Annotated in this window: 15 protein-coding genes; 3 read left to right on the top strand and 12 right to left on the bottom strand. The window is 51.5% G+C overall.

The genetic code is table 11. From position 1 onward, the window contains the following. On the top strand, window positions 1-665 hold a 665-nt coding region (locus BLQ82_RS30160; protein ID WP_074648827.1), incomplete at its 5' end, for an IS3 family transposase. 74 nt (window positions 666-739) lie between these two features. Here the strand turns inward: BLQ82_RS30160 and BLQ82_RS30155 are convergent. Beyond that, window positions 740-1,330: a TetR/AcrR family transcriptional regulator gene (locus BLQ82_RS30155; RefSeq protein WP_062520873.1), complete on the bottom strand. Its 591-nt coding sequence runs from the start codon at window positions 1,328-1,330 to the stop codon at window positions 740-742. A 214-nt stretch (window positions 1,331-1,544) separates the two neighbouring features. Here BLQ82_RS30155 and BLQ82_RS30150 point away from each other — a divergent pair, with 214 nt between their 5' ends. Next, on the top strand, window positions 1,545-2,756 hold the full coding sequence (locus BLQ82_RS30150; protein ID WP_062520871.1) for an MFS transporter: 1,212 nt from the start codon (window positions 1,545-1,547) through the stop codon (window positions 2,754-2,756). 190 nt (window positions 2,757-2,946) lie between these two features. Here the strand turns inward: BLQ82_RS30150 and BLQ82_RS30145 are convergent, their stop codons facing one another. The 4 genes from BLQ82_RS30145 to BLQ82_RS30130 all read right to left on the bottom strand — a co-directional run bounded on the left by BLQ82_RS30145 (window position 2,947) and on the right by BLQ82_RS30130 (window position 5,699). Then, window positions 2,947-3,435, bottom strand: a complete 489-nt coding sequence (locus tag BLQ82_RS30145; RefSeq protein WP_062520869.1) for a GNAT family N-acetyltransferase — start codon at window positions 3,433-3,435, stop codon at window positions 2,947-2,949. Window positions 3,436-3,560: 125 nt separating this feature from the next. Next, complete coding sequence (locus tag BLQ82_RS30140) at window positions 3,561-4,412, bottom strand: GNAT family N-acetyltransferase (RefSeq protein ID WP_062520867.1); 852 nt, start codon at window positions 4,410-4,412, stop codon at window positions 3,561-3,563. Window positions 4,413-4,434: 22 nt separating this feature from the next. Further along, complete coding sequence (locus BLQ82_RS30135; protein WP_062520865.1) at window positions 4,435-5,184, bottom strand: WecB/TagA/CpsF family glycosyltransferase; 750 nt, start codon at window positions 5,182-5,184, stop codon at window positions 4,435-4,437. Then, window positions 5,181-5,699, bottom strand: coding sequence for an NUDIX domain-containing protein (locus tag BLQ82_RS30130; protein WP_062520863.1), 519 nt, complete (start codon window positions 5,697-5,699; stop codon window positions 5,181-5,183). The genes BLQ82_RS30135 and BLQ82_RS30130 overlap by 4 nt, the downstream gene beginning before the upstream one ends. Window positions 5,700-5,856: 157 nt before the next feature. Between BLQ82_RS30130 and thyX the strand changes: the two genes are divergently transcribed. Beyond that, on the top strand, window positions 5,857-6,573 hold the full coding sequence (thyX, locus tag BLQ82_RS30125) for an FAD-dependent thymidylate synthase (RefSeq protein ID WP_062520862.1): 717 nt from the start codon (window positions 5,857-5,859) through the stop codon (window positions 6,571-6,573). A gap of 204 nt (window positions 6,574-6,777) precedes the next feature. Here thyX and BLQ82_RS32910 read toward each other — a convergent pair whose 3' ends face one another. From BLQ82_RS32910 to BLQ82_RS30095, 7 genes are all read right to left on the bottom strand, one after another. After that, on the bottom strand, window positions 6,778-6,918 hold the full coding sequence (locus tag BLQ82_RS32910) for a MerR family transcriptional regulator (protein ID WP_244281060.1): 141 nt from the start codon (window positions 6,916-6,918) through the stop codon (window positions 6,778-6,780). A gap of 501 nt (window positions 6,919-7,419) precedes the next feature. Next, a complete protein-coding gene (locus BLQ82_RS32255; RefSeq protein ID WP_157243762.1) occupies window positions 7,420-7,560 on the bottom strand; it encodes a hypothetical protein in 141 nt (46 codons plus the stop codon). A gap of 120 nt (window positions 7,561-7,680) precedes the next feature. After that, window positions 7,681-8,607 (bottom strand): ADP-ribosylglycohydrolase family protein, encoded by a 927-nt coding sequence (locus BLQ82_RS30115; protein WP_062520860.1) that lies wholly within the window; start codon window positions 8,605-8,607, stop codon window positions 7,681-7,683. A gap of 81 nt (window positions 8,608-8,688) precedes the next feature. Beyond that, complete coding sequence (locus BLQ82_RS30110; RefSeq protein ID WP_062520858.1) at window positions 8,689-9,687, bottom strand: Gfo/Idh/MocA family protein; 999 nt, start codon at window positions 9,685-9,687, stop codon at window positions 8,689-8,691. Between the two features lie 150 nt (window positions 9,688-9,837). Beyond that, window positions 9,838-11,805 (bottom strand): PTS fructose transporter subunit IIABC, encoded by a 1,968-nt coding sequence (locus tag BLQ82_RS30105; protein WP_062520857.1) that lies wholly within the window; start codon window positions 11,803-11,805, stop codon window positions 9,838-9,840. Window positions 11,806-12,046: 241 nt separating this feature from the next. After that, window positions 12,047-13,993: a BglG family transcription antiterminator gene (locus tag BLQ82_RS30100; RefSeq protein ID WP_062520854.1), complete on the bottom strand. Its 1,947-nt coding sequence runs from the start codon at window positions 13,991-13,993 to the stop codon at window positions 12,047-12,049. Window positions 13,994-14,111: 118 nt separating this feature from the next. Next, the gene (locus BLQ82_RS30095) at window positions 14,112-14,462 is read right to left on the bottom strand and encodes a DUF1648 domain-containing protein (protein WP_062520852.1); all 351 of its coding nucleotides are present in this window, start codon (window positions 14,460-14,462) and stop codon (window positions 14,112-14,114) included. Window positions 14,463-14,521: the final 59 nt, after the last annotated feature.

The following is a 14,521-nucleotide window of genomic DNA, read 5'->3' as shown; positions in this document are numbered from 1 at the left end:
ATCGTCAATTGACCCTGCATTTGCGCAGACAAATGGGCAGAGCTATTAACGCGAAGCGAGTATACCGTCTCATGAGGCTTCAAGGCATCCAGTCCGTCATCCGCAGAAAGAGGAAGAAGTACGTAGGCTCCACGCCTCAGCAGGTGGCAGAGAATGTATTGAACCGCAACTTCGAGGCGGAGGCACCAAACCAAAAATGGGTAACAGATGTAACGGAATTTAAATACGGCAACGGACAGAAGGCCTACTTAAGTGCAATAAAAGATCTGCATGACAAGTCCATTGTTGCTTACGTTCTGGGCCATTCGAATAATAATTCGCTAGTCTTCAGGACGCTGGAGTTGGCGTTGCAGGCAGCACCAGAGAGCCGATCCTTACTCCATAGCGACCGTGGTTTCCAGTATACCTCTCTGCACTTTAAGCAGATGCTGGACGAGGCAGAACTAACGCAAAGCATGTCCCGGGTGGGCTGCTGCATTGATAACGGACCCATGGAATCCTTCTGGGGGACACTGAAATGTGAGAAGTATTACTTGCATACCTACCGGACCTTTGAAGAGCTCCAAAAAGATATTGATGCCTACATTCACTTTTACAATAACGAGCGGTTACAGGCAAAACTAAACGGCCTTAGTCCCATTGAATTCAGGACCAAGGCCGCTTAAAATACTTTTATTTTTTGTACTGTCTACTTGACGGGGTGCAGTTCAGCATAGGACACCCTCTTGCTTTTACACACTTAATACAAGCCATTACTGCTCAGCATCGAATGTACAGCCTGATCCACAAAATTCCGCTCAGGGCGGCATTTCATCATTACAGTTAGCCCAATCAGTGCAATGACCAGCGACTGGGCCAGCCCTTTGGCATCCGTACCGGCACCGAGCTCCCCTGACCGCATCCCCCGTTCAAGCGTTTCCTGAAAAATCACGGCAAGATACATCTGATGTTCTCTGGTCAGTATCTCAAACTTCGGATCATGCGGTGATAGCTCCACCATTGTGTTGATGCAGAAGCAGCCTTTATTCGATCCTTCCTCCCTGTACTCTTCCTCCACCAAATGTTCAAAAAAAGCACGGAAAGCCATCTTCACCGAAGCCTTCTTCTGAAGACTGGCCCGCACACTGGCCGCATGGGATTTGGTATACATTCGCAAGGCAGCTTCAAACAAACCAATCTTGTCCCCGAAAGCTGAATATATGCTTGGCCGCTGAATGCCCATTGCTGCAGTCAGATCGCTTAGCGAGGTCGCTTCATAGCCTTTTTCCCAAAAGATCTGCATGGCAGCATGCAGCGCCTTCTCTTCGTCGAACCCACGTGGCCGCACCATAACTTTACCCCTTTACATATCTATCGGTATGTTACTATTCTAATTTTTTAAGTGGGAACTGTCAATTGTTATGCCCATATGTCTTTTATTCATGGCTGGATATTGACATTCTTTATTTGTCGAGGTTATATTAATCGGGACTAGTTACATACCAATCAGTATGTTATTACCTCAGTAACCTCACAATACTTATTTAGGAGTTGAACCAGTGCCCATGGAGAAGGTCCAAGAGAAACACAGCTCACCATTGACCCCTTCACTTTCGCGAAAGACCGCCCTCTTGTTTGCAGTCGCCAGCGGGCTTTCCGTCGCCAACATCTATTTCGCCCAGCCTTTACTGGATGCCATCGCCGCAGAGTTCGGTATCCGGCATTCTGCGGTTGGCATTATCATCACGCTTACTCAAGTCTGTTATGCGGCAGGGCTGCTGCTCTTGGTTCCGCTTGGCGATTTGCTGAACCGGCGCCGCTTAATCACCGGACAGATGCTATTATCCGTCTTGGCTCTTTTAATAGTCGGGACTGCCTCAAGCGGAATTATGCTGTCCATAGGCATAGCCGGGGTAGGATTACTCGCCGTCGCCGCACAGACACTTGTAGCGTTCGCGGCGAGTCTCGCCTCTCCCGCTGAGCGGGGGCGGATGGTTGGTCTGGTGACCAGCGGAATCGTGATAGGGATTCTGCTTGCGCGGACTTTTGCGGGTTTTTTGGCGGATGTGGCGGGTTGGCGGTCTGTATATCTGGCATCTGCGGGAATGACACTGCTTATGGCTGCGGCTTTGTACAGAGTACTTCCTTCTGTGGAGACCGCCAAGAAATCCTTGTCTTACCTAAATCTGATTCATTCCGTGTTCCTGTTGTTCGCCCATGAGCGAATATTGCGGGTGCGCGCCGTTCTCGCTTTCTTAATTTTCACGGCTTTCAGCATATTATGGACTTCACTGGTGCTGCCCCTCAGTGCACCGCCTTATTCACTTTCGCATACCGCTATCGGAGCGTTCGGCCTGGCCGGGGCCGCCGGAGCCTTAGCCGCAGCCAAGGCAGGACGGCTTGCGGATCGGGGCTTCAGCCGGCACACCACCGTCATCGCCCTAAGTCTCCTGCTGTTGTCCTGGCTGCCGATCAGCCGCGCGGAGCATTCGCTTTTTGCTTTAGCCATAGGTATTATCGTCCTGGATCTGGCGGTACAAGCCGTACATGTCACCAACCAGAGCCTGATCTTCAAAGTACAGCCCGAAGCACGCAGCAGACTTACTGCCGGTTATATGATTTTCTATTCTCTGGGCAGCGCCTCCGGCTCTATCGCCTCCACCCAGGTCTACAGTTACGCAGGATGGAATGGGGTGTGCCTGCTGGGCGCGCTCGTCAGTGTCCTGGCGCTTGTTTTTGCACTCTGTTCTTCCAGGATCCGCAAGGATTCCAGATAGCATTCCTACACTTCACGGCACGGCAAAAGGGCATCCCGTTTGGGACACCCCCTCTCTTTTATACATCTAATCTAAAGTTCAGTTACACTTCCTCATAACATTTTCAAGAACGATGGGATCTGGGCTATGGGTTGTGGAACCGGAAAGACGAACCTGTACGGAAGCATACCCAGCAGGCCTATATATCCTCTTACCCGGCCCCCAGGTTACTAAGAACTACTGACGTTTCTATCTGCCGTTCCGGGATGTTCCAGTATTTGCTGAGCAAGTTTCGTTTCTCGCCGGCAGGTACCAGCCTGAAGCCGTTTTTGATGTAAAAGGAGATGGCCCAATTTGCCGCTTCCCATGTGCCGATCAGGACTGGTTTGCTTGTACGTTCTATGATGTGCTTTAGCAGCTTGCTTCCAATCCCGCCTTGGCGCTGAGCCGTTCGGACATAGGCATGTCTGATTAGAGACACCTCGCCTTTATCCTGAATCCCCATCACACCACACAGTTCCCCATTGTCTTCAAATCCCCAAAAGACGACCCCATTCTGAATTTCGTGAACAAGTTCATCCCGGCTCATGTACGGCTCATGATACCGGTCCGCCGGAATGACACCCTGGTATGCCTTAGCGGCATCGTTGATAATCTGGTACATGCTTTCCTCATCCTTTTTCCCGCACAATCGAATCATCAGGCATCCTCCTTCACTGTCTTCATGGATTTGTCAAAACGATTTGACAGCAAGACTGCAGACTTCCTTAAGCGGAAGGTTCAACAGGTTTGACAGCCAATTCGCCGAGTGTACATATAGAGCCTTTAGCGGTCTGGACGTGGGTAGGTATGCTCAGCAAAAAAGCCGCATTCAACGAAATGATTTCTTTCGTAGAACCGTTTGGCCCCTATGTTGCTCCCAGCCACCCGCAGATAGATATGTCCCTTGGCATACAAGCCGCTCATGCGTTTAACACAGCTTTGCAAAATGGTTCGCCCATACCCGCAATTCTGATATTGTGGAGCTACAACGACATCGCGGATAAATTGTCCTTCTGAAATACATGCACCCACTAATTGATCGTGCAGCCAAAATGATTGCACCCCTCCAGCCGATCCGTATCCGGTAAGTGTCCTCATAAAGGTATCCGGGTTGTTCCGGTATCGATCTACTTCCCAGCCATTGTCTTGATTTAATGAATAATATGCTCCGTCAAATAATTCAATAAACGACTCCAGCATATCCGGCGTGAACTCCCGTTCCCGTAATTCAGACTGTTCGTCCAAGGAAATCTGCGAGCCACAGTCATACATGAGCTGATACCCTTCCATATCTGAGACAAAACCAAGGGATCTTACAAATTCAATAATATCCCTATTTGCACCATATACATTAAAGCACAATTCTCTGCACTCATGCGCTTCCAGGTAAGGCTTCATACTATTCTCTATAACCCATAATAATGAACCGATCCGGGCTATTTGATTAAAAACAGTGAAAGCTATAACGCAATCGTCATCCTCTGCCAAACAAAACACGCCCTGATTGTCCCCGGATTCTTCATAGTACACAACCGTTACCCTTTGTTTGGCAAAAGCAGTCCTGACAAAATCAACTGCTCCAGTTGAAATTAGCGAAATGAGCCGCAATATTTTATTGTTTTCCTCTTTCTCCATCTTGTCCTCCACTACTTCTGGATTATCTCCGGATCATCGTCCGGTATACAAATTTCGGCAGCGCGGATTGTCTGCGCCAGCGCGATTTCTGTCCCTTGGCAACGGGAGAAAACAGCAAACGGTGCGCCCACTCCAGGTTAAGCTTTTTCCACACAGGCGGCGTGGGCTTTACTTTTCCCGAAATCACATCCAGACTGCCCCCTACGCCAAAAACCAGCTTAACTCCGGCAAGCTCACCTTTATGCTTGTGAAACCATTTATCCGAATAGGGAGCACCCATGGCTAGAATGAGAATGTCCGGCTTGGGCTGTTGAATGTCAGCGATGATCTCTGTTTCCTCTGCTGCGTCAAAAAATCCATGATGCCTGCCGGCAATCCTGACTCTCGGGTAGCTGTGCGTGATTTTTGCCACCGCTTGCCTGCTGGTTTCTTCATCTGTACCCAAAAAATAAAAGCTCCAGCTCCGCTCATTCCCCTGCTCCAATAATTTCAGCAGAAGATCATATCCCGTAACTCTTTCGGGGATGGGATTACCTTGTCTTTTCGCCGCCAATACAATGCCGATTCCATCCGGAACAATCATATCCGCTGATTGGATAATGCGCTGCAGCAGCTCATCCGTTTGGCTTGCGAGCGTTATTTCCGGATTGGCCGTGATCAGATGAAACAGCTTGTCCCGCTTGTTCTCGATTTGTTCAGCTAAATGAAGTGTCGTCTCTTCAAGCGTCAGCTTGGAAAATGGCACACCTAAAATGCTCACCGTTCCGTTCATAGACTCACCCTGCTTTCCCAATCCTCCAGCACCGCCCAGTTCATGGCAGCTTGTCCCTGCATACCGTGCATGGTGCCAATGTAAGTTTTGTGATTATGTATTCCGGTCTCAAGGAAGTGCCGCATGACCTCTTCAGTAGAGGCTGAGGCATGCTGGCTGGATATGGTGCTGCAGTCTACCCAGAGCAGCCGTCCTTCTTCACTCTCCACCAGTTCGCTGCCTGCCGCTGCCTCTCCTGTGAAAATATATTGAATGCGTATCTCCCGCTCATCCTTCATTCTGTGCACGATGTACCGGAGTTCCAACCCGGCAAGCGCGTGTTCCCCCAGCCCCGTCTCTTCTTGAATCTCCCTAAGGCAGGCCCGCTTCGGATCGCCGATCTCACTGCTCTCCATATGTCCTCCGATGGGAACAAGCAGTCCGGGAAGAAACGCACTGGTGGGTTTCTTTTGCAGAAACAACACTTCCCTGCGCTCATTAAATAAGAATGCTGCGGCCATTTGCCTAAGCTGCATCAGCTGTCACTTCCTTTAACCCTATAGAAATGATGAACGCCCAGGCAAATTATACCATAGGCATATGGATTAGAGAATTAAGAGGCTGCCGCTTGTTGCAGGAAAAAGCCCCCTATCCCCGAATTAGAAAAGGAGAGTCCAACTCAATTAGGAGGTTATGATTTTGCATATTAACGTACTGGACAAAGGGTATGTCCGCTTAGTTAACCATATGGGCAGCGATCTGACCGTTGTGAATGCGGCGCGCGTATCCTATGCCAAACAATCTGATACACTATCGGAAAAAGATATCCGGCTAATTCAGTTTCTCGCACGGGAAGGCCACACTTCACCGTTTAGGCATGCCGTAATCCAGCTGGAAATCTATGCTCCGCTCATGGTCGCCAGGCAGTGGTGGAAATACGTAGTAGGCTCAGCCCATTATGAGGGCACCGGAGACAGTCTGGAGGCGTGGAATGAATCCAGCCGCAGGTATATTACGGAGGAACCCGCTTTTTATATCCCTTCTGCCGGACAGTGGAGAGGAGCTCCCGAGAATTCAAAACAAGGCAGCGGCGGTCTGGTGGCCTGGGAGCTTGGCGAGAAATATACACGAGAACTTATGGAGTACACCCAGCTGGGTATGCAGAAATATGAAGCCGCTTTGGCCGACGGCATCTGCGCCGAACAGGCCAGACTGTTCCTTGCGGCATACGGCCTGTATGTGCGTTGGTATTGGACGGCCTCCCTGCAGTCCGTTGCCCATTTTCTGAACCAGCGGCTGGAGCATGATGCCCAGCAAGAGATCCAGGACTACGCGAAAGCAACCCTTGAAATCGTGAAAACCTTGTTTCCGGTAGCCACAGAAGAACTGCTGACCAGACAGCAGGCCTAGTCCTTATCCGGCGGACGAAAGAATTTCAGATAATTATGAACCTCATCATTGGGCGTTTGAAGCAGACCTGCAAGCCTATCCTCTGAATGGAGCGCAGCGCCTTTACCCGCTCGTCGATTTTTGTGATTTTGCCCCGGACCCGTTCACTTTAGGCTTCAGCATCCATGTCCTGACCCAGCATATGCTGTACTTCCTGAATTTCTCTCAGCGAGTACCCAGGGACTTGGCATCATTAATAAACTTAATCTTTACCAGATAATCCTCCGTATAGATCCGGTAGCCATTAGCTATCCGCGCGGGGACAGAGAGAACGCCGCTGTCCTCGTAGTTGCGGATAGTTGCCATACTTAGTCCAGCTCGTTTAGCCAACTCTCCGCATGTCATTCTTTCCACGCCCCCCCTGCCTATAGATACATTGTTCACCGCACCACTGAGCCGGTAAGTCCTATACTTGGAAGTACCAGAGTGGCACCAAAGCGTTACCAGAGCGGTACCAGAGCGGTATCAGAGCGGTATCAGAGCGGTACCAGAGCGGTATCAGAGCGGTACCAGAGCAGAACCCAAGGTCTTTAGTGGAAAAAGTAGACTTAATCTCTACCGTCCGCCGCTAGATCAATCAGTAGTGGGAAAAAGCAGATCTAATTTATCCATATCGGCCGCTAGGTGGTCAAAAGGCCCGAAATAAGTATACTAATTCCCACTAATCATCGTCTGAGGAGTGGATTCCAGCGAATTAGTTTTACTTTTTCCACTTAGCATTCTATAAGAGCAAACCACCTTTCAGCTCTTCAGCTCTTCAGCTCTTCAGCTCTTCAACACTCCAACAACTGCATTTCTGCCGTTGTTTCATCCCGTTCCCGCCTGCGGTGCTTCAACAACGGTATTTCTGCCGTTGTTCGTCCCGTTCCCGCCCGCGGCACTCCAACAACTGCATTTCTGCCGTTGTTTCATCCCGTTCCCGCCTGCGGCGGTCCAAAGCGAACCCACCACTATCCTTCCCTATCCCAAACGGAAGAATATCATAACTTCCCGAACATCAAAAAAGCCCCGCAGCCGCGGAGCTTCTACCTGCTCTATTTACTTTACTTCCTGCCCGTTGCTATCCGCTTACCTTCCTGCACGCTCCGCGAACAGCCGTCCGGCGTAATCGCTGATCAGAGCGCGCATGGCAAGTCGGCCCGACCAATGCGCGGGTATGCCGCCGAGTCCGTAATAGGCTCCGGCAATCTGGCCGTAGACCGCGCCGGTGGTATCGGCATCATCGCCCAGATTAACGGCCAGCAGTGCGCCTTCGGCGAAGCTGGACGACCCGTGGAATGCCCACAGCGCCGCTTCCAGCGATTGAACCACATAGCCGGAGCCTTTAATCTCCGGCGGTGCCTTAAGCTTGTAAGAACCGCGCTTAATGTCCAGAATGCTGCGGGACAGTGTATCCTCCTCCAGCCAGCCGCCGAAGGCGTCCGGGGCCAGCAGCTCCTGCTTGCTCCAGCCGTGCAGCCCGGCGAGGATATACGCTGCCATCAAGCGGCAGGCATCCACGCACTCTGCGGCGGCATGGGTTGTCCGCGAGCTTCGCGAAGCGTACTCTATGGCTGCCGCCGGGTCTTCCGCGTAGTACATCACCACCGGGGCCAGGCGCATAATCGGGCCGTTCCCGGCACTGCGCGGATCTTCCGAGCCGCTGTATGCTTCGCCGCTGGCCTCGAACTGCAGCAGCGCTGAGCGCGTGGCGTTCCCGATGTCGAAGCACTCCCCCGTGCTGCTGAGGTAGCCTTCGCGGAACCACCGCACATACCGCCGCATCTGATCGGCAGGATCAAAGCCCGGTGCCGTAAGCAGACTGTCCGCCAGGCACAGCGCCATCGAGGTATCGTCGGTCCATTGTCCCGGCTGCAGCCCGAACACTCCGCCGCCTACAATGTCCTCCAGCGGTTCAAAAGTCCCCGGTGCCTTGAACTCGGCGGTAGTCCCCAGCGCATCACCCGCTGCCAGCCCTTGCAGGCAGCCTTGATACCGGTCGCTGTCCAGTGTCATTTCGTACCTCCTGTAATTCATCTTCTGTCTACGCCCGTCATTGAACGGGGCAATCATTGTATCGTTACGCCCATTCGCCGTTTATTCCCCGGGATATACAAGTCCCCATTCCGCACGCACCTGATCCAGCAGCTTCAGAATGGCTAACGATTCATCCAGCGTCAGTGCCGGACTCTCCGTAAGCCCCGCCTGCAGACAGCGCCCCACTTCTTCGGCTTCAAAGGCATATCCGGTAGAAGTCCGGTCATCTTCGAAGGTCTCCACAAGCTCACCGCCGGCATACAGCTCAGCTGACCTTGGATTGACAAAAGAGCCCTTAACAACAATATGCCCTTCCGTCCCGAACACATAGGCCTCCTGCAGCATATTCAGGCGCACCCCGCCGTTTAAGGAGGCCGATTTGCCGCCGCCATAGGACAGCAGCAGCGAGAAATGCTCATCTACCCCCGTTTCACCCATATGTACGGTGCTGGCTACACTCTCCGGGTGGGGTCCAAAGATCATAGAGGCAAAAGAAACCGGATAAATGCCGACGTCCAGCAGCGCTCCGCCGCCCAGCGCCGGGTTCAGCAGACGGCCCTCCGGATTCCAATCGGCACGGAAGCCGAGATCCGCCTTGACCAGCCGGACGTCTCCGATCCGCTGCGCGGCAATCCACTCTCTGACCTTGACGTTGGCCGGAATGTAGCGGCTCCACATCGCTTCCATCAGGAACAGCTTATGTTCACGGGCATACGCCACGAGCTCCTCCAGCTCACCGCTGTTCACCGTAAACGGCTTCTCGCAGAGCACCGCCTTGCCTGCACGCAGCGCAAGCAGCGCATTGTCTTTATGATAAGGATGCGGTGTCCCGATATAAACGGCATCCACCTCCGGATCATTGACCAAATCCTCGTACGTGGCATGGGCTACGGGAATGCCGTGTTTTTGGGCAAATTCATCAGCGCTCTCCTGATTGCGTGAACCTACAGCATAAGCAATCCCGTTGGAGGCATGAGCCAGATCGGTTGCGAACTGGTGCGCAATCCAGCCGGTGCTGAGAATTCCCCATTTTACCTTGTAAGCGTTATCGATTGTCATTGATGAATCCTCCTTATGATTGGCCTGAGGTACCTATGATTCTATCAAACTATACCTTGCGAGTACAGGCTCGGCGGGAACGGCACACAAACAGGCTGGCGGTCCCCGCGGGTGGGGATCGCCAGCCTGTTTCTACTCTTTTACCCTTAATTAATGAACCTGCCCCAGCAGCTGATAAGCCTCTTCCTTCGTCGAAACCGCAAGAAGCGCTTCTCTGAAACCATCATCCATCAGCTTGCGGGACAACATTTGCAGCACCTTCAGATGTGTATTTTCCTTGCTGCTGCGCGGGACGGCAATCATAAATATCAGCTTCGCGTGACTGCCGTCTACACTTTTCCAATCCACTCCGTCCTGCTTGATGCCAAAAACCACGCTCGGCTTCAGGACCGCGTCCGACTTACAATGAGGGATGGCAATATTCATGCCGATGCCCGTAGAGCTTTCGTCCTCACGTGCCAGTATCCCTTCTTTAAAGTCACGCGCAGAGCTGATGGCCCCGATGTTCACCAGAACGGCAATCATTTCATCAATAACAGCGTCCTGTGTGGTTCCAGCCAAATCCAGTTCAATCAGATCCGGTGTTACAATATCCGTCAGTTTCTCAATATGTCCAGAAGACGTTTCTGCGCTGACGGCTGTTGAAGTCCCGGCTGGCTTGGCCAGCTGAACACTTCCCGTGCTCTTTGGAGCATCAGCCGGTTCTTCGGGATGATAATCCTCAGCTGCAACGTCCCGCTTCAGCAGAGTCACCATGGCCACCGTCACGGCAGAGCCGACGATAACGGCAATGAAAAACATAACAACATGGTCAACAGCACCCAATACAGCTACAATAGGTCCACCATGGGCTACTTTGTCGCCTACATTCCCCAGCATCGCAATGACCGAACCAACCATTGAGCCGGCCATAATACTCGGAATCACGCGCAGCGGGTCCTGGGCAGCAAAAGGAATCGCGCCTTCAGTAATCCCAAACAACCCCATGGTGAATGTCGCTTTCCCGGCTTCACGTTCAGCAGATGCAAATTTACGTTTGCTGATCATTGCAGCCAGACCCATCCCGATCGGCGGAATACATATAGCTACGGCGATAGGGCCCATAATTTCATAGTTTCCTTCACCGATCATGGCCGAGCCAAACAGGAAGGCGACCTTATTAACCGGACCACCCATATCGAAAGAGATCATAGCACCCAGAATCAAAGCCAGCAGAATCGAGCTTGTTCCCTGCATCCCGGCAAGCCAGCCGGTTAACGCTACAAATAATTGGGCAATAGGAGCTCCGATGAAAAAGATAAAGATCAAACCCACAATCAGTGATGAGAGTACAGGAATAATGATAATGGGCATAATCGGCTGCAGCGCCCGGCCAACCTTAATTTTACGGATGCCGAGTGCTACATAACCCGCCAGAAAACCCGCGATAATCCCGCCAATAAACCCTGCCCCCGCTTCACTGCCATAAAAGCTTCCGTTCGCGGCGATAAATCCCCCGACTATACCAGGAGCAAGTCCCGGGCGGTCTGCAATACTCATTGCGATAAATCCCGCCAGAATGGGCACCATGAAGGTAAAAGCAGCAGACCCTATATCCTGAATGTTCTTCCAGATAGAGCCTTCCGGTATCACTAGGCCGCCCGGTGTTTTCACGCCGCCAATCGTCAGTGCAATGGCGATCAGCAGCCCTCCAATAACGATAAAGGGCACCATATAGGAGACTCCATTCATCAAATGGCGGTAGACCGGATTTTGTTTCGGCGCTTTATCCCCGGGACGGCTGTCGGTAGAACGGGACTGTGCCTGGTACACAGGCACTTCGCCCTTAATCACCCGCTGGATCAGTTCTTCCGGATGGCGGATACCCTCCTGCACTCCGACAACCAGCAGCTTCTTCCCGACAAACCGGTCCTTCACTACGGTCTTGTCCGCGGCAATAATTATACCGTCAGCTTCGCGTATCTCGTCCTCCGTCAACGCATTCTCCACACCGATGGAGCCCTGGGTTTCAACCTTAATTTCAATGCCTAATTTTTTCCCGGCCTTCTGCAGATTCTCAGCGGCCATATAGGTATGTGCAATGCCGTTAGGACACGAGGTTATCGCTAATATTTTCATATTCAACATCCCTTTCCAGTATTATTAGCGCTTACATTCTAAATTATATCCACCTTATTCACGGATATCGGATATACTTTTTACCGGAACTTCCGGAAAAACGGAATAATACAAACCGCAGCATCTCCAGCTTCCATAAGTGCCCAGGTCCATTCTGCCCCCAAAAAACGAGGGGTATCCCAAGCAGCCGCTTCATGGCTGTTTGAGATACCCCTCTCCAATGCATATTCCATTAGTAATTTTATCCGCCCAGCTTCCGGAGCAGGACCATCGCATCCGTTTCTTTAGCCAACGCGCTGACCAGTGCAGGCTGCTCGCTAATCCGGGACAATTCTCTGAACAGCCTCCGCATTTCTTCCCGTTCGTCAGGTTTGACCGCAAGCAGGAACACCAATTGTACGGTTTCGCTCCCCCAGGACAGCGGCTGCTTCAGCGCAGCAATAACAATAGAAGATTGTCTGATATACTCCGAATTTCCATGCGGGATTGCCACTCCTCCGCCAATGGCGGTATTGGATAGTTTTTCTCTGGCCAGCACACTTTCCGCATAACCCTCTTCCGCATAACCCTTCTGTTCAAGAACTCCTGCCAGCCTGGCAATTAACGGTTCGGGACGCTGCGCCTCCTGCTGGAGAAAGACCAGGAACGGGGTTGTATACTTTAGAAAAACGGATTCTTCCACCTTGCGGTCAGGCTCATCCAGCCGCCGGATGGCTTGTTCCAGCAAGCGCTCATCCCTGGGGTCCAGGAGCGGAGAGACGACGATATGCTGAACGTCCTCTGGAAGAGCCACGGTTGATATAACCAAATCCACGTCATGTGCGGCCAGATATCCCCTGACCTCTGCTTTGGATATAGTGGTTCCCACATGCACCGACGGGAATTTGCGTTCCACTTTCGTACGGAGCAATTGAGACATCCCAATGCCCATGTGACACACAATGACAGCCTTTTGCGGTTGCCGCTCGTTCTGCTGCAGCCGTTCAACAGAAGCTTGAAAATGCAGAGCGATATACGCAGCCTCCTCTTCTGGAAACGTTTGCTGCACTGCTTGGCCTGCCGCCTCCAGAGCCTCAATCACACGGTCAAACATGTAGGGATACATCTTTTTGATATCGGCCAGCATCGGATTGGATACCTTCAAGCCATAATGAAGACGGTTTAGGGTGGTGTACAAATGAACCTTAAGTCCGTTCAGGAGCACCTGGTCGCTGGCGAACTCGATCATATTCAGTTCCGACATCCGCTGGACCAGCTGCCTGATCAGTTCCGGCAGAAGCGGATGGCTGTCCGCCAATAAGGTCCGTCTCCCCTCTGTCTCCTCCTGCCCATATCTGAATTTTCCGCCAAGCAAATGCAGGGTCAGGTAGGCTGTTTCCTCCCGTGAGAATGAGACTGAAAACAGCTTATGCAGTTGCTGCAAAAATGCTGCCGCCCAAGTATATTCCTCTTTTTCCTGCAGGAAGGCAATATCCTGTTCCAGGAGCGAAATGGGCTGGTTCAGCTTGGTCCGCTTGACCATCAGCAGAATATGCAGCATCAGCCCTTCGAAGGTTTCATCCGTGAAAAAGAGCCTGTGCTGTTCCTGAAATATTTTCAATTCGTGATTTACAGCAGCAATCTCATGGGGTTCAAACTGTTTGCGCATCAATTGTCCTGTGAGTTCAGGGCTGTCAATCAGCTGGTTCAGCCTGGCAAGGGCGAGACGTTTATTCTTTTCAGTACCCTTAATCATAAGGCCTATGCGGGGCCGGATAATTAACGCGAGATCAAGCTTATGCAGCCAGTGCTCAATCTTCTCCAGATCTCTGCGGATTAACGTTTTGTTCACATAATACTGTTCCGCAAGCTCTTGCGTAGTCACCGGGATGGCGTTCATCAGAAGCCGATAGGCGATATGCAGCACTCTTTCTTCATCAGATTCATGTTCTGCCTCATGCTCCTCGGAGTACAGCAGCTGAAGCAAAATAGACTGGTCTTCTTCATCCAGCTCCAGATAAATCCCAAGCCCCGGCTTCCTCACAAGTTGTGCTTTGGAATGCCTGGTAATATATTTTTGAATGACCTTCAGATCACTCCGAATGGTTTTGTCCGAGCAGCCGGCCTGATCCGCCAAATCCTGCACTAGCCATAAGCGGTCTGGTTCAGTTAATAAATTGCGCATAATCTCTGTTTGCCTCTTGTTCATTCTGCTCTCCCATATACGATTTAGTTTAGCCGAAGGGTTAAGAATAGGTTTCATTCTATATTCCTTATTATAGCTACAATATCGGATTGCTAATATGGCTTTTGGAAAGAGCAGCCCGCTACAGCATAGCGAGCAGGGCACAGACGCTAATTGCGGCAAAGGCGGCCGTCACAAGCAAGGTTGCCGCATTCCAGATCCGGTGAATCGACGCCAAATTGTGGATATAGCTGCTCAGGAATATTGTACGCAATAAGAATTGCAGCAGCCGCATAAAGCCGAAGCCGAACCAGCCAAGCACGCAGAGGATGGCAACATCCACACTCCATTTATTCACAAACCGGTCAGCCGTGGCTCCGGTGTAATGAATCGGCACGAAATCCGGCAGCCGCGGGTAGAGATAGAAATACAGCACGATAGGAACCATAGCCGCAGCACTGCTTAAGATCATCGTCAGTCTGCTTTTGAACATACATTGTCAACCTCCTGTTGCTACAAGCATCTTCACCTTCCATTATATAGTATATCGTC

It is taken from the genome of Paenibacillus jilunlii, assembly GCF_900102965.1.
In the GTDB taxonomy this organism is placed as follows: domain Bacteria; phylum Bacillota; class Bacilli; order Paenibacillales; family Paenibacillaceae; genus Paenibacillus_AQ; species Paenibacillus_AQ jilunlii.
This window is presented reverse-complemented; position numbering and strand designations above follow the sequence as displayed.

What these genes read in the sequence shown, in the direction of transcription:
- BLQ82_RS30155 (WP_062520873.1), bottom strand. Translation starts at nt 1,330, where the DNA reads ATGGTGCGGCCACGTGGGTTCGACGAAGAGAAGGCGCTGCATGCTGCC.
- BLQ82_RS30150 (WP_062520871.1), top strand. Translation starts at nt 1,545, where the DNA reads ATGGAGAAGGTCCAAGAGAAACACAGCTCACCATTGACCCCTTCACTT.
- BLQ82_RS30145 (WP_062520869.1), bottom strand. Translation starts at nt 3,435, where the DNA reads ATGATTCGATTGTGCGGGAAAAAGGATGAGGAAAGCATGTACCAGATT.
- BLQ82_RS30140 (WP_062520867.1), bottom strand. Translation starts at nt 4,412, where the DNA reads ATGGAGAAAGAGGAAAACAATAAAATATTGCGGCTCATTTCGCTAATT.
- BLQ82_RS30135 (WP_062520865.1), bottom strand. Translation starts at nt 5,184, where the DNA reads ATGAACGGAACGGTGAGCATTTTAGGTGTGCCATTTTCCAAGCTGACG.
- BLQ82_RS30130 (WP_062520863.1), bottom strand. Translation starts at nt 5,699, where the DNA reads ATGCAGCTTAGGCAAATGGCCGCAGCATTCTTATTTAATGAGCGCAGG.
- thyX (WP_062520862.1), top strand. Translation starts at nt 5,857, where the DNA reads ATGATTTTGCATATTAACGTACTGGACAAAGGGTATGTCCGCTTAGTT.
- BLQ82_RS32910 (WP_244281060.1), bottom strand. Translation starts at nt 6,918, where the DNA reads ATGGCAACTATCCGCAACTACGAGGACAGCGGCGTTCTCTCTGTCCCC.
- BLQ82_RS30115 (WP_062520860.1), bottom strand. Translation starts at nt 8,607, where the DNA reads ATGACACTGGACAGCGACCGGTATCAAGGCTGCCTGCAAGGGCTGGCA.
- BLQ82_RS30110 (WP_062520858.1), bottom strand. Translation starts at nt 9,687, where the DNA reads ATGACAATCGATAACGCTTACAAGGTAAAATGGGGAATTCTCAGCACC.
- BLQ82_RS30105 (WP_062520857.1), bottom strand. Translation starts at nt 11,805, where the DNA reads ATGAAAATATTAGCGATAACCTCGTGTCCTAACGGCATTGCACATACC.
- BLQ82_RS30100 (WP_062520854.1), bottom strand. Translation starts at nt 13,993, where the DNA reads ATGAACAAGAGGCAAACAGAGATTATGCGCAATTTATTAACTGAACCA.
- BLQ82_RS30095 (WP_062520852.1), bottom strand. Translation starts at nt 14,462, where the DNA reads ATGTTCAAAAGCAGACTGACGATGATCTTAAGCAGTGCTGCGGCTATG.